7 protein-coding genes are annotated in these 15754 nt (G+C 46.5%); 1 reads left to right on the top strand and 6 read right to left on the bottom strand.

Annotation, left to right across the window (positions count from 1 at the left end):
• Positions 1-511: 511 nt before the first annotated feature.
• The 3 genes from ACDE64_RS00940 to ACDE64_RS00930 form a co-directional block, all read right to left on the bottom strand.
• Positions 512-4258, bottom strand: a complete 3747-nt coding sequence (locus ACDE64_RS00940) for an alpha-L-arabinofuranosidase C-terminal domain-containing protein (RefSeq protein ID WP_411350199.1) — start codon at positions 4256-4258, stop codon at positions 512-514.
• A 282-nt stretch (positions 4259-4540) separates the two neighbouring features.
• A complete protein-coding gene (locus tag ACDE64_RS00935; protein WP_411348687.1) occupies positions 4541-5257 on the bottom strand; it encodes a hypothetical protein in 717 nt (238 codons plus the stop codon).
• A gap of 136 nt (positions 5258-5393) precedes the next feature.
• Positions 5394-8288, bottom strand: coding sequence for a glycoside hydrolase family 3 C-terminal domain-containing protein (locus ACDE64_RS00930; RefSeq protein WP_411348686.1), 2895 nt, complete (start codon positions 8286-8288; stop codon positions 5394-5396).
• 327 nt (positions 8289-8615) lie between these two features.
• On the opposite strand from ACDE64_RS00930, the gene ACDE64_RS00925 reads away from it, so the two are divergent.
• On the top strand, positions 8616-11057 hold the full coding sequence (locus ACDE64_RS00925) for a BsuBI/PstI family type II restriction endonuclease (protein ID WP_411348685.1): 2442 nt from the start codon (positions 8616-8618) through the stop codon (positions 11055-11057).
• 118 nt (positions 11058-11175) lie between these two features.
• On the opposite strand, the gene ACDE64_RS00920 is transcribed toward ACDE64_RS00925, so the two are convergent.
• From ACDE64_RS00920 to ACDE64_RS00910, 3 genes are all read right to left on the bottom strand, one after another.
• The gene (locus ACDE64_RS00920; RefSeq protein WP_411348684.1) at positions 11176-13560 is read right to left on the bottom strand and encodes a polyprenyl synthetase family protein; all 2385 of its coding nucleotides are present in this window, start codon (positions 13558-13560) and stop codon (positions 11176-11178) included.
• A gap of 142 nt (positions 13561-13702) precedes the next feature.
• Positions 13703-14236 (bottom strand): YheC/YheD family protein, encoded by a 534-nt coding sequence (locus ACDE64_RS00915; RefSeq protein WP_411348683.1) that lies wholly within the window; start codon positions 14234-14236, stop codon positions 13703-13705.
• Positions 14237-14589: 353 nt separating this feature from the next.
• The gene (locus ACDE64_RS00910; RefSeq protein WP_411348682.1) at positions 14590-15606 is read right to left on the bottom strand and encodes a zinc-dependent alcohol dehydrogenase; all 1017 of its coding nucleotides are present in this window, start codon (positions 15604-15606) and stop codon (positions 14590-14592) included.
• Positions 15607-15754 lie beyond the last annotated feature (148 nt).

Genomic DNA, 15754 nt, shown 5'->3' with positions numbered 1-15754 from the left:
TAAGGAGATACTTGTAGATTCACGCCCCGGAAGTAGTAAGATATTTTGCTTTGCAAAAATCACTTTTTATTGAACCCCGTGTTTGAAATACACAAACACTGTGAGTAGTAAGATATTTTGCTTTGCAAAAATCACTTTCTATTGAACCTCGTGTTTGAACAGCGCAAACACTATAAGTCGTCCCTTTTCCCTTATTTCCTTCCCTCCGCTCCGTGCACCTTGCAACATACGCAATTGCAAGTGGGTGGGTAGTAGATGAAGTGCAGAAAAATATAAAAGATGAATGCAGTACTTAGGGTTCTTAGAATGTTTAAGTTCTTGAAGTACATCTGGTACTGCATTCGGGTAAACGGTTTGGAATATTGGAGCTGTAGTGCTATGAGATTTTGCAGGTTGGTGATTTCAGCTATATGGAATATCTGTATGTTGCGACGATAGTCTGTCGGACTTCACTTCTGCTGTATGCAACTTTCTTGGTGCAATTGTTCGTTCTATTTACTATTGCATACTGCTATTCGCGGATGTTCAGTACTAAGACGTTGACGGAATTGGGTGGTAGGTTGAGTGTTACGGCTGATCCGTCTAGTGTTAGTGGTTGTTCGGTTGGGATGACTTGTTCGGCGTTTTTGGTGTTGACGTTTGGTGTGTGCAGTAGAGATTCGTCGCCGGTTAGGGTGAGCCATCTGGCGGATGGGTCGACGGTTAGGTTGTTCAGTTGCAGACGGGTTGCTTTGGAAGCGGCGTCGGCGTTAACTAGTTTGATATAGACGTGCTGGTTGTCTTTGGTGACGGAATGGAAGACTTCGCGGTTGTAGGCTTCCAGTTTATAGTCCAGCACTTTGCTGTTGAATGTACCGTCGGTGTAGGAGCAGATCAGGCGATTGCCGGTTCCGTCTCCGTAGTTGACGGTGATGGTGTATTCGGTATCGTCGGACAGTGGCTCGTAGCTGGCGGCACGCAGGTTGCCAGCGGCGGTGCTGGAGGAGTAATCGCCCAGTGTGTAGCCTTCGATGCCCTGTTTGTATACTTTGACGCCAGTCGCGTTGCCGCCGTAGCCGATCGCGTATTCCAGCACGTCCTTGGTATCTGGGCGAATGTCGGTTAGACCAGCGCCGATATAGAAGCCGTCGGTGCCTGATGTGCGTATGGCGACCACATCTACTCGGTAGTCTGTCCAGTTGTCGTTTTGTACATACAATCCGTTCAAGCCGCTATCCTGCGCGGATAGAATCAGTCCGGTTCCTTGCTCCAGACGATGACCGGCAGAGCCCGGAATAATCTGCCATTCCGGCAATAGCTCGGTTGCAGTGGTGAAGTCCTGTTCCAGTAATACTGCGCCGTCAGTGTTAGAGGTGACGGTGACCTTTTTCACGACGATCTCCGCTTGCCCAGTCGCGATCTCGATACCGCCGCGTGGGATTAGCTCCAGTGAACGACCGTTTTTGTAAGTGGAAAAGGACGTTCCCAGCACTTTGTCACCGAGATACGTGGCGAACAGATGCTGTACGTAGTAGTTCGGCGTGTACCAGACCGTCTCGTCGTCAAACCAGATGCAGTCCGGTGTCCAGCGGTACGTGCCATCTGTCAGCACTTTGTTGAATAGCGGCGCATAGGCGGCGAGACGAACGACGTCGGCGTTATTTTCAAAGCCGGTCATGACTGCGGCTTCGGCGACGGCTCCGGCAAGTGTGTTTTTGTCGGTCGATGCGTACTCGCCGACGAATACTTTGGACGTATTGCGCCAGTCGATGCTGCCGTCTGGATGTTGCGCACGATGATAATAGTTGTACCGATCCGCATTGTTGAGCAGGTACTCATTGGAACGATAATAATGCTCGTCCGCAATCGTATCCATATAATCCGGCTGGTCGGCGTACCACGTAATCTGCTCCTGAATCACGTGCTGTCCATCGGCAAATTCAACCTCAGCACCGCCTTCCAGATTGCCGCTCAGGAATTTCCAGCCCTGCTGATACGCATCGTCATCTGCCTGCGCACCAACGGTAGAGATAATATACAGCTCATGACCCGGATAATGGGCAGCCACATAGGCTTCAATATCCCGTTTAAACACTTCAAAATTGGCGAAAAACTCAGTGCCCCAGTTCTCGTTGCCTACGCCCAGATACCGTAGATCGAATGGCGCTTCATGCCCCATATGACGACGCATCGCCGCCCATTCGTTATGGTCAAAATCGGTGCTGATCGCAAAGTCGATCAGATCGGTAAAGTTCTTGATATAATGCTCACGCAATGCGCCACCCGCCGGATGCGCGTAATCCGAACGCGCCTGACAGAGCACGCCGCACGCCATAACTGGCAACGGAACAGCATTCAAGTCTTCCGCCAGCTGGAAATACTCCATATAGCCGAGTCCCATCGTCATCATGTAGCCCCAGACGTTGAAGTTCTCCTTGCGTAGCTCAATGTCACCGATCGAATCTTTCCAGTCGTACACATTGTCCCAGATAAAGGAACCTTCCGAGATACAGCCGCCCGGGAAACGCAGGAACGATGGCTTCATGTTTTGTAGCGCTTCTACCAGATCGCGGCGCAGACGATAGTTCGGGTTTCCTGTATAGTTAGCATGCGCAGATGGCGAGTTGTTTTCCTCATCTGCTCCCCATACATCCTGCGGCACGAGCGATACCATATCGATGGACACGTCACCGTTAAAGGTCAGTGCCAGCTGACCAAGTACAGTGGTGCTACCATGCAACACAATCGGCGTGTCCACTCCATACTTGCGCCATGCTCCATTTCCTGTGATAGCGATGTGCACTGGCTCACTCGCAGCTTGTCCGTCCGGCGCTTGCAGTTGGAGCGTAATCTCCGCGTCCTGCTCTGCTTTTGCCCAGATGGTAAAGGTATATCCAGCGCTCTCGCGAATATTCATCGCACAGCCGCCATTCGTATCGTTGAAGCCGCGGTTGACGATGGTCGTGCCGTCTGTTGCGGTCACATAGTACGCATTCACATCCGGGTCGTCCACGCCAAAATGCGCATTCAATCCGCCTGTATGCTGTACCGTCAGCTTGTCCGTCTCTCCATACCATGCAAACAACGGTTCACGATTGCGCCCGGTCGAACAGCCGCAAGCGCCAGATGCATGGGAATACGTATCAAAGGCAAATGATTCAAACGAGCGGTTCTGCACCATTTCTGCATAGATGCCGCCGTCCGCCGCATTGTTAATATCCTCATAAAAGAGCCCGTACATCACTTCGCTCACATCCAACAACTCGCGGTCGCCATGTACCGTTAACGTGTACGGCGGCAGGTCGGATGGTAACACGGAAACGTCAAAGCTTTTTTCCAATACATGCTCGCCGCGTGTCAGCGTAGCACTCAGCTGTACGCCCTGCGGCGATTGCACATCCAGCAGTTCGCCTGTATGCGAAAGCACTTCCGGCTGGCTGGACGTCCACGCTACCGCTACACGCCCACCCATTAACTCTGTTGGCAAATGTAGCGGCTTAGTGACGATGGTTGCCGGTGCGGACAAATATTTATCCCGCGCTAACCGGATCACTTCATCATCTCCGAGCGAATCGCACATCACTTCGATGACTTCATCTGCGCTCAAGCCAGCTTTATACACACGGAAGTCAGTAACTGCACCCGTGTAATCGTCATCTGCTGCAAATTGCGAACGCCCGATATAGTTGCTCTGGTAATGTTCCGATTGACCGAAAGAAGCAAACCAGCTGCGCAGCTTGGCATAATTGCCGCTGGATGTCTGGCTGATCGTACCGTCCACTGCGATCTCACCGTTCACATAAACAATTGGTCCCGCACTGCTTTGCGTGCCGCCTTCGGTGCCTTTGATTGCAAACGCTACGTGCATCCACTCGTCACGCACATACCCTTTGCCCGGGTCGACCGCCAGATCACCATCTGCCGCCAGCGTACCGCGCATTTGTCGGGTGAGGAATAACGATGGTTTCCCTTCCCCGCTGCCAAAATCAAAAATCCGCTCCCAAATGCTTACGCCCATGCCAAAGTTCACCCAAGCCGCCACTGTCAACCCAGTGTTATCGCTTACATTTTCCAACAAAGAAGCTGGCAATTCCAGATAACTTGATCCGTTGGCACCACCGCCAAACCATGCTGCCTTGCGTCCATGTATGTCCTTGATCTCCGGTAATTGTTGACCTGCTGGACGTGCATCATTGCCGTGTCCTGACCTATCTATGCCCGCTTGCTCCTGCTCATTCAGCGGATACCATGCAAGTAAAGCTTCCCCAAGCTTGCTCATCATTCACAACTCCTGTGCTCGTATAGTTAATATTATTGTTAATGTATTAATATAATTGTATTATATACTGTCATACTACTCCATCTGCTGGTTGTTTTTCAACTGCTAAATGTAGAACGTTTGGAAAATGGTACTTTATGCATTCAAATGTAGGTGTGATTGGCTAATCAAATGGCTGGCAAAACAAAAAGCAGAAAGCATAGTGTATCTACGCCTTCTGCTTTTTGTTTTACATTTTTTGCTGCTGAATTTCATAGTAACAATGCATTCACAGTCTGACGATCATTGATAATCTCCCAACGCTATACCAAACATATATACTCCGTCTTGATCTTGTTTCGTATATACATTGACTGTTCCTGGAGCAGCTGTTGATCCAAATTCCTTCAGACCCTCATAATAATCCGGTACAAGTGCAGCTAATGTGTTGCTCTTGTATACAGTGACATGATGATCCTCATCAGGATCATATTCTCTAATTTTCTTAATATCTGAAGGTAAGAATTGTTTTGCTTGTGACATTGCGTCTTTGCTCGTATGCCTGTTTTGATCAGTGGCTTCGTACTCATAAGAAAGATTATCTGCTCTATTATCATCCGTATACATAACCAAAATGGTCTTATTATCATAAGCTGCCATTGCATCGCCTGAATTTTCATTCTCACCATATTTTGCTTCAATGTCTGCTTTCGTACCACCAATCCCTACATAACCTGTCTGAACAGTAGGATCGACCTCGGCTGGAACAGTTGCTTGGTCGACCTCCTCTTGCTGAACATGTTCATTAACCTGCTCTAGCGTTTTATCTACTGTCGCGGTCTTTGGTTCAGTCGTCGCTTCACTGGTCGATGCTTCTTCCACAACTTCCTTTTGAACTGGATCGCCATTAGGAGTATACTCATTCTTTTTATTTATGTTCTGCAAAACAATCATTAACAAAAGGAAAATAGCTATCCACATCCACCATTTTTTAAAGGGTTCTCCATTTGACTTATTCATATATATCCTCCTAAAATTATGTATATTACTCCGTAAGTCTAATTTTAAAGCAACCCAACGTCAACTCTATTTATTCATACAGAAAATAGCCGTACTCTCGGAATTCAATCCAAGCGTACGGCTATATTTAACTACTTTATACCTTTTTCAGCTCCATCCATTCCACCTGCATCCCTGGCTTCACAAACTCTAGCGTCAGTTCGTACACACCCTGCTCCAGCTGCACCTTCACCAGTTTCTGACGCAGCCAGCGTCCTTCCGTTCCGTTCGTCTGTGCCGTAGTGACCAGCTGCCCGTTGAATAGCAGATTGGTGGCACTTTGCGCCAATTCGTTGCCTTCGGACATCAGATGGATAAACAGACGATACTCGCCAGCTTCTGGCACTTGGATCACGGTAACGCCGTCTGTCTGCACGGGAATCTGCACGTCATCTTCTGCGGTCACCGCCTGTCCATGCTCACTGCCTGCGCCCGCAACTGCTGTAAAGGACTGCGTTTGCTCCTTCAACAGCTCCCCGCGTGCAAACACCGGTGCTTTCAAAATAAAGTCGCAAATATTCACCGCACAGCGCTGCAATTCGCCAACAGTCAGCGTCCCGTTTGCCAGCGATTCCATCGTATTGTCATTCCATACATTCGTCTCTGCCCCATAGTTAGCAACGACCATGTACAGATCGTTTTGCGCACGCACCATCCAGTTTGTATATTTGCGATCTGCTTCACCACCGTTGGCGCAGTCGTTCATAATTGCCCACCAGTCCGTCATGACGATGCCTTTGAAGCCCCATTCCTTGCGCAGCAGCGTCGTATTCAGATCATAGTTGGATGCCGCCCAGTGACCGTTGATCGGATTATAGGAGGTCATGACCGAGTTGGCGCCGCCTTCGCGTACAGCAATCTCGAAGCCTTTTAAATATATCTGGCGCAGTGCACGTTCTGATACGACCGCATTCACTTTACTACGATGCTGCTCCTGATTGTTGCACGCAAAGTGCTTGAGCGTCGCATTGGAGCCGCCGTCCATAATCCCGCGTACACATGCCGCTGCGAATACACCCGAGATATACGGATCTTCGGAAAAGTATTCAAAATTCCGCCCGTTCAGTGGGCTACGACGAATATTCAGCCCCGGTCCGAGCAGCGCATCAATATGGTTGCGCAGCATCTCCTTGCCTTCCAGCACATACAATTCCTGTACTAGCTCCACATCCCATGTCGCTGCCAGCAGTGTACCGATCGATACTTGTGTCGACTTATCTCCGCTGTCCATACGAATACCGGACGGACCATCCGCCGTACATGCGACTGGAATACCGTATCCGAGCAGACGGTCACTCACTCCGCCAAACGCCGATGCCGTACCCGGTGTTGCGAGCGGGCTGCTCATGCCTTCCGCACGCACAAGCGCAGCGAGGTCTTCATTTTCCAACTGAGCGACAAATTGTTCCAGCGACACGTTGCCTTTGCCCACATCTTGCAGCGTATAGCCTTGATTCCCGGTCTGCGCTAGTGGCTGTGGCAAACGGCTCTGAATCCGATCCGCCAGCACAATCTGACGCGTTGGCACTGGCTCAGACGATAGCTCGTACGAACCGTCCGGCTTGCGTGCCCCCGGCTTGATCCGGTCAAATGCTTCTACCGGCGCCATCGCTTCTTCCCATTGCTCCACCACACGTAGTTCAGCGATATACAAGCCAGCGGTTGCTGCGTCAGCGACACCTGCTACCTGTCCATTGAGCAATGTTGTACTGCCGTTTTCACTAATGCCTGTCGCCACTGCATCTTGCCCTGCCTGAGCAGAACTACCTGCAAACGATACCGCCGTCGTTTCCTTCACACTCGTACCGACATGGAACAAATACGTTCCCGGCTCTAACACATACGCATGTGCATGACCAGTCACTCCGGCATCGTCATAGGAAGCTAGACGGCTGACCGGAACCGATAATGTCAGCGTCTGCGATTCGCCGGGTTGTAGCAACTTTGTTTTGCCAAAGCCTGCCAGTGAACGTGCGGGTTGACCTAATTTTCCCTGCGGCGCTTCGACATATAGCTGCACAACCTCTTTGCCAGCGTAGTCTGAACCGGTATTCGTCACGGTTACAGACAGCTCCACCTGCTCCTGCCCATCACGGTTCACAACCGACGCTGCGCCTGCTTCCAGCGCAAATGTCGTATACGAGATGCCATATCCGAACGCATACTGCACCTTCTCTGGGCAAAAGGTCTCGAAATACCGGTAGCCCACATAAATATCCTCAGCATACACACTTTTCGTTTCATGCCCGTAGTTGGAAGTGGACGGATAATCGTCGATGGAATAGGCGATCGTATCGGTCAATTTGCCGCCCGGCGTCACATCGCCAGCAAGCACATCGGCAATCGCGTTCCCGCCTTCCATCCCGCCATGCCATGCGTAGATCACGGCTCCGATGCGATGCACATGCTCCGGGTCATCCACCCAGCTCATATCGACGATATTGGACACATTCAGCACAACCGCTACCTTGTCAAAATGCGCCGTCACCTGCTTCAGCATATCCAATTCGTCAGCTGTCAAACGGTAACTACCCGGCTCGTCTGCATTATCCTTATCCTCACCCGCCGTGCGTCCAATGACGACAACCGCCTTGTCCGATTGACGTCTCGCTTCCGCCACCAGCTCGCTGTTCAGCGGCATCTCCTGCTGATGCCATGGCTCGGCTGCCCAACCACCGCCGCCATTGTCAAACGGATGCTCCTGAATCCAGTTTTCATACACCTGTGCTAGCTGCTCATTGACCGAGATATTGCCCTTGCTGCGCAGCCCGTCCAGTAGATTGGTTGTGTACGCCACATGCACGCTACCACCCGATCCTGTACCGCTTCGATAATAATTCACCTGCACCCGCCCAAAAATCGAAACGCTTTCATTTTTCGACAGTGGTAATATATGATTCTCATTTTTCAGCAATACCGCACCTTCAGCCGCAACCTTTCGGCTAAATTCGGCAAAGCCTTCTAACGGTACACCAATTTGCGATTGTGTCATGTTCTATTCCTCCTGATTATCAAACTATATTGTTACCATCATTATATTATGAACACTAATGACGAATAAAAGCAAAATAATCCACAGAATAAATTGAATATGGATTGTTTTGCTTTTTCTTTATGCATTATTATAGTTAAATTTAATATATGTATTCTATAAAATATTTCAATATTAAAATCCCAGTATTTTTACTGTTAATTAGCTTAAATAGATGGAATCTGTATACTTTTTAAATATATTAACATTATAATTAGAATAGATATTTTTTCACTCGCAATCTTGGCAATTACAATATTTTAAATCAAATGATCTTGGAGAACTATCATGACAAGTATTATTCAACAAATTGATAAAATAAGAATTGAAATCAATTCTTCTCTTACAAAAAAAAACGAATTAAGTCAATTTTTCACGCCATATCAAATTGCTGATTTTATGGTTTCTCTTTTTGATGAGAAAAAACTAAAATCTCCTTGTTTACTGGATGCAGGAGCAGGAATAGGCTCGTTAAGTGGTTCATTTCTAAATAAATATTCCCAGATTAAACTAGATGGAGAAGCATCAGTTACTGCGGTAGAGATTGACGAAATGCTAAAACCCATATTAAAGCAAAATTTAAATCTATTTCATGATGATTTAAATCTTGATATTGATATTATTTCAGCAGATTTTATTGAATGGTCTATAAATATTCTCCAAAGTGATTATAATCTCTTTCCTGTTGAAAAACTTAACTTTTCACATGTCATATTAAATCCACCATATAAAAAGATATCAAGCACTTCATTACATCGTAAGTTATTGAGGAATGTAGGTATTGAAACAGGAAATTTATACTCTGCTTTCGTTGCACTTGCTATAAATTTATTACAAGAAAATGGCGAATTAGTAGCTATTATTCCAAGAAGCTTTTGTAATGGACCTTACTTTAAGACCTTCCGGAAATTGATTTTAGATAAGACAGCGATAAAGCATATACATTTATTTAAGTCTAGAAATAGTGCATTTCATGAAGATAAAGTATTGCAAGAAAATATAATTATTTCTCTTGAGAAAGGGACAAAACAAGAGAATGTTTTAATATCTACTTCAACAGATGCAAGCTTCTCAGATTATATTGAGAACAGTTATGAATTTTCTAGAATAGTCCAACCTTTGGATACGGAATTGTTTATCCACGTCCCTACAAACTCTGAACCCAGTTTTACTGAAAAATATCCTAGTGTCCACTATTCGTTAAGTGAACTAGGAATCGAAGTATCTACTGGACCAGTTGTAGATTTTCGTGTCAAAGAGTATTTGCGCAATGAACCAGAAACAAACTCCGTCCCTCTTTTTTATCCCAATCATTTTTCTGGAACTTCAATAAATTGGCCTAAAATAATGAAAAAACCGAACGCATTAATTAGAAATATACAAACTGAAAAGTCTTTATACCCTAATGGCTACTATACTGTAATTAAACGTTTTTCTTCTAAAGAAGAAAAACGTCGTATTGTGGCCGGAGTTTTAAACCCTAATACAATTGATTATTCTGTTATAGGTTTTGAGAATGGGCTAAACGTATTTCATATTAACAAAAATGGTTTAGTTCCTGAGATAGCATATGGTTTATTCGCATATCTTAATTCGTTAGAGGTCGATAATTATTTTAGAGTTTTCAATGGTCATACGCAAGTTAATGCTACAGATTTGCGTACTATGAAATACCCTAGCAAAGATATTATATTTGAAATCGGCAAATGGATTTTAGAAAATATCAATTATATAAATCAAGATATTATTGACCAAAAAGTAAAGGAGTTTTTGTTAATGCAAGATACTCATCCGCATATTGTAGAAGCTATTAAAATACTAAAAATGTTAGGATTTCCAAAAGAACAACTTAATGATCGATCTGCACTATGCCTTTTGGCATTGATTAACTTAACTCCTGAGAAATCCTGGGAACAAGCAAACAATCCTTTGATAGGTATAACCCCTATAATGAATTTTGCACTTGAGGAATATGCTAAAAAATATGCTCCTAATACCAGAGAGACCTTTAGAAGATACTCAATGCATCAATTTGTTAGTGCTGGTCTTGCGCTGTATAATCCAGATAAACCTGATAGACCTGTGAACAGTCCTAAAGCAGTTTATCAAATTGCTCCAGCTGCTTTGGAGCTTATCAAAAAATACAACAGTGCAGAATGGCATATAGCGCTTGCAACCTACTTAGCTTCTATAACTACTTTAGTAGAAAGATATGCTAAAGAAAGAGAACAAAATAAATTACCTGTACGTATTGAGAAAAACAAATCTATTTATATTTCTCCTGGAGAACATAGTGAGCTTATAAAATCAATAATCGAAGACTTTGCTCCTCGTTATGTTCCGAATGGACAGCTTATATATGTTGGAGATACTGGAGACAAAATAGGGTATTTTGATGTCAGTTTGTTAAACTCTTTAGGAGTTAGTATAAATTTACATGGAAAAATGCCTGATGTAGTCATATATTATCCAGAAAAGAATTGGCTTTTGCTTATTGAATCTGTTACTAGTCATGGTCCAGTTGATGGAAAAAGACACGAAGAACTCGCTAAATTGTTTAAGAATTGTATAGCAGGAATTGTTTATGTTACAGCATTTCCAAATCGTTCTGCAATGACTCGTTATCTTAGTGTAATCGCTTGGGAAACAGAAGTCTGGGTAGCAGATGCGCCCTCTCATCTTATCCATTTTAATGGAACTCGTTTTTTAGGGCCATATAATGACGAATAATAATCATATCAAAAAATCAATTTTAATAACAAAGTAAATAGCTAAGAATTATATAATTCTCAGCTATTTACTTTGTTAACTTGCTATAAAAATCCTTAAATATTATTATACAAATTTTCTACCGATCCCGATGTACGATATAGTCAAGCAGATGCTTCAGAAACGGCACTGCCTTCGGCATCTCCCGTAGCGTTTCCAGTGCGTCGCAATAATGATTCCACATCTCTCGCCGCGCCCCGTCCTCACCGAGAATGGATACGAAGGTCGAGTTATTGTTACTCTCATCCTGCCCGACTGGCTTGCCCAGCTGTACCGTATCACCCTGCAAATCCAGCAGATCATCCTTGATCTGAAAAGCAATACCTGCGTGATACGCGAATTGTTGCAGCGTCTGGATCTCCTGCTGATTCGCCTGCGCCAGAATTGCTGGCATCACCAGCGAGGCTTCAAACGCCGCACCTGTTTTGTGAAAGCAAATATCGTTCAGCTGCTTCAGCGTTAACGCCTGTCCACGGGAATGCAGATCCATCGCCTGTCCGGTACATAACTCTTCCGCCTTTTGCGCTGAATAGTCCATCAGCTGCAACACGGTATGTGCAGGGAATCCGGTCATTGATGCTTGTTCGCGGATACTTTTCTGAATCAGGAACAGACCACTCAGCTCGGCTGTCGCACTGTCGTGTACTTCATGCAATGTTGCCCGTCCGCGCCGCGATGGTGCGTTGTCCTGCGAAGGCAGATCGTCGAAGATCAGGGACGCGGTGTGCATATATTCCAGCGAACGCAGCAGCGGTAGCACCGCCTGCGCATCCAGCCCGTAATGCTGCACGCCCATCACCCACGCCAGAATCGGGCGCAGCCTTTTACCGGAGCCTTCCAGACTGTAATTGGCAGCGCTGATTAATAGCTCATTCATCGGCAAAATGCCTTCCCGGGTTGCGATGGGCAGCTCATCATTAATCTGCTTCCGTACCTGTCGCACTGTAGATTCAAACTGCACTTGCTGTTCCCGATCTTGTCGCAGATGGATTAACATCTGGTCACGCAATAATTTGTCGAGAAAATCCACATCTTCTGCGTCTCGCACCATACGCTGAATAATTATGTTCAACTGCGGCATGCCAGCGGTCAGCAGATCCATCAGTTCACCATACCGCGCCGCACCTAGCCGTACATGCGCCCGCTTCAAGCCGTTGATCGCCCGATCCAGAATGACTTCGCGTGTAGCTTCATCGGAACGGTACACATCGTGAATCAGATAATGAATGACTGCCCAATACAGTTCAAACGGATTCATCAGATCGTCTCGCTTCTGCCCATATGTTACATAATACGTATACGGCGTCACCGCTCCGCGCTCCAGATCGTCAAACATATCTGCAAAATCATCCGCTAGCTGATTGTATATACCATAACAAAACGTACGCTGATCAAACCCTTCGTCCTCATCCGCCCCGATAATGGAGCGCGCCACCAGCCGCGAGCATGCCGATTTCAGAATAACGGGCACATACAACTCCTCGTTACTGTATTCCGCATTCGCCAGATTGCGTGTCCGATCCACATCCTGCGCCTGAAAAAACACATATGCCTGCTCGAAAAATACACTCTGCACATGCGGTTGCTGCCGACCTTTGATATATTCAAATGCTTCGCGTAATTCACTGTGAATATAGCGGATCAAATCCGGCTGGCTGCCCGACCAATCGCCCAATCTTGGCACCGATCCAGTTACTAATGCACGGCGGATCAGGCGCGAATATTGCTCCTTTTCGCCTGCGGTAAGCAGATCCGAATCCAGAATATCGTCGATAAATGGATACGTCAGCCCGTACGAATATCCCAGACGTATCGCTTCATCCAGTCGACGCGAACGCTCGCCTTGCGGTACAGCATCATCCATTTCCTCTACTGCGTGTAGGACAACACCGACGATGATTTTGATCAATTTACGCTGTGCCTGCTCGGCATTCATGCCCTCTGGAATATGTGCGGTCACCTGCTGGAGCTTGTCCATCACCCAGATCATCGCTGTTTCTACGCCTTCGCGTTGTGCCCAGCGATACACACCATCGAGACTCATAAACTCCGGCACATGATCCGTTCTGGTCTGCGTCGAGGTGAGCAGACGCTTTTTCAGACTGGTTGCGACTTCCTGTACCCGTGTTTGCGTGTGCGGAGTATGCAGCGCCCGTCCCAGATCGCGCATATAAATATACGCCACACTGCGCTGCAAATAACCGTCCATCTTCCCCGTCATATTCAGCCACTGCATATATACATGATAATCCCACATATCGGGCTTTTGCTTGACTGGCAGCCAGCGCGACAGCCGAGAAGACAGCGAAATATGCCGTTTTTGCCATTGACCAAAATCAGTCTTCAGCCCTTGCGCATACTGCTGACTCTCCAACTGCTGACGCAGCTCTGCAAAATACACTGCCGCCTTCCGTTCCGCCGCCGCATACCCGTCTTCCGCCCGATTGTTGAATAGTTGATTCATAAGGCTTTCCCTCAAATCCTGTTCGTTATTTGTCATAAGTACAGAGTAATACGGAGAAAGAACGGCGGGGTTACGGAATAATGGACAAGAAGATGTTCCGTTGTTATGTGTTCATCTATTTCATTTTGATGTTTGCGCTTGCTTATACAAATACATGCAGCTGCTCCTGATCAAATACCTCAATTCCGTCGTCTGTCAGCTGAACCGTCAGCGCATTACGTCCCATATACCCGCCATCCGGCTTCAAAATGACACGCTTATGCTTTTCGATAAAACCCATGACCTTTTCCGGTTCCTTCATCGTCATAAATGGAATCAGATTCGTTTTCAATCCTTCATCATGACGGATCAGATTATAGATTTTCGTTTTCCCAAAGCCACGCCCTTTGAGCATATGTCCCATCGGGATGCCATCTAGCTTGCGATACGCTTCCTCATATCGTTCATGTCCCCGCCGACGGGTGTTGTCGTAGATTACATCAGGATAACGAAATTCTCCTTGTACCCACTGATTATCGATCAATTGCATACCGATAATGCTGTCTTCTCTAACATCCCATGTATAAAAATAGTACAGATCAGCACCGTAATACGCTGCCGACAATGTACAAGCTCGCATCAGATCCGGTTTCACTTTCCAGCCCAGCATCATACCAATCAACGGTCTATGGCTCATCTTCTGCTGCCTCCTGTCTTGTCATCGTCTAAAACGTGTTGTGCGGTATCATTCTCTACCTGTATTGTACTCAATGCAACAGTTCGCATACAGGGATTTTCTCAGATCATGGGCTATACATAATGATATGACAGATGAACAGCAAAAGAGGAACAGCAAAAGATAAACAGCGAAAAAAGTTGCCTGTTTGATCCAGCCCTATCTTAACCGCTGCATCGAGAAGGGATACCTTCCCATAACAAACAACCTTTTTCACTATTCGCACCGTATTCTGTAAGTTGATCTTGTAAACGCCTCAATACATTGTTACATGTATTTATTTCAAATGCTTATGTGCAATCGTAAGCCACTACTCAGGTCAAATCAACAACTACCTTGATCGTTCCTTTGGCAGCAATCGCTGTCTCAAATGCTTCCTGAATCTGATCCAGCTTGTACACCTGTGTAACGATGGATTGGATCCGCGTTTTCTGCTGGCTGATATGCTCCACCACTTTTACAATATCATCGTGCGTATAGCCGCTCGCTCCGATGATTTTCACTTCTTTGGACATCACTTGCAGCAAGCTAACTGGCACTTCATTTTTATAGACAGCGATGATCGCGATGCGAGCATGAGGCTTGAGAATCTTCGCCACCGCGTCGAACAATACCGGCGCACCTGCTGCATCTACAAATGCGTCTACATTCGGTACGTCCTGTCCGTACACATGTAATGTGCCAAAATGGGCTGCTAATCCTTCCGCCAGATCGATTTGTGCTGAATTGACGGTTAACGCGCCCAATTCCGCCGCTTTACTCAGACGCCAGTCATCGATATCGACAACACAAACATGACGCATCCCTTCGGCGATCAGACTGGCGGCAGCAGCCAAACCGATCGGTCCCGCGCCCAGTACGACGATATGCTCGTCCGGCTTCGGTTCCACGCTGAAGGCACCGTGACGACCAACACTCATCGGCTCCATCAGCACCGCAGCTTCTGGCGATACGTCTGCTTCGAACGCATACAGATTGTAATCCAGCACCGCGTCCTCCACCAGCACATATTCCGAGAAGCCGGAGCATTCCAGTGATTTGAAGCGCCCTGCCTTTTTGGCGGTAATTGGGTTGATACCGACTCGCATGCCAAGCTGAATATCGCTGGCAACATGTTCCCCAATCTCGACTACTTCGCCCATCATCTCATGTCCAAATTCCGCGCCAAGACTAATGCCTTTGTCTCCGCCGCCTACTTTCACAATGTTAATATCTGTTCCGCAAATGCCACCACGCAGATTACGTACTAGCACATCTGATGCTCCTACCGTTGGAACAGGACGCTCCTCCACTCGGATATCGTTTTGACCATAATAAATGGCTGCTTTCATCACAATCTCTCCTTTATCTATATTTCGTTATCATATATAGAAGCTAATACGTGTTGCAGATTACTACCTACGGAATCAGCAAGTGCAGATCATATTACTTTTTTACGTGTCTGTCATGATGCGTATAGCTGTGATCTGTACTGCTTAT

Origin of the sequence: Paenibacillus sp. WLX2291, from assembly GCF_046603665.1 — a bacterium.
Classification (GTDB): domain Bacteria; phylum Bacillota; class Bacilli; order Paenibacillales; family Paenibacillaceae; genus Saccharibacillus.
The sequence above is the reverse complement of the archived record's forward strand: the minus strand, read 5'-3'. Positions and strand labels throughout refer to the sequence as shown.

Bases quoted from the DNA above. Each gene is read 5' to 3' on its own strand.
- ACDE64_RS00940 (WP_411350199.1), bottom strand. From the start codon at position 4,258: ATGAGCAAGCTTGGGGAAGCTTTACTTGCATGGTATCCGCTGAATGAG.
- ACDE64_RS00915 (WP_411348683.1), bottom strand. From the start codon at position 14,236: ATGAGCCATAGACCGTTGATTGGTATGATGCTGGGCTGGAAAGTGAAA.
- ACDE64_RS00910 (WP_411348682.1), bottom strand. From the start codon at position 15,606: ATGAAAGCAGCCATTTATTATGGTCAAAACGATATCCGAGTGGAGGAG.
- ACDE64_RS00925 (WP_411348685.1), top strand. From the start codon at position 8,616: ATGACAAGTATTATTCAACAAATTGATAAAATAAGAATTGAAATCAAT.
- ACDE64_RS00930 (WP_411348686.1), bottom strand. From the start codon at position 8,288: ATGACACAATCGCAAATTGGTGTACCGTTAGAAGGCTTTGCCGAATTT.
- ACDE64_RS00935 (WP_411348687.1), bottom strand. From the start codon at position 5,257: ATGAATAAGTCAAATGGAGAACCCTTTAAAAAATGGTGGATGTGGATA.
- ACDE64_RS00920 (WP_411348684.1), bottom strand. From the start codon at position 13,560: ATGAATCAACTATTCAACAATCGGGCGGAAGACGGGTATGCGGCGGCG.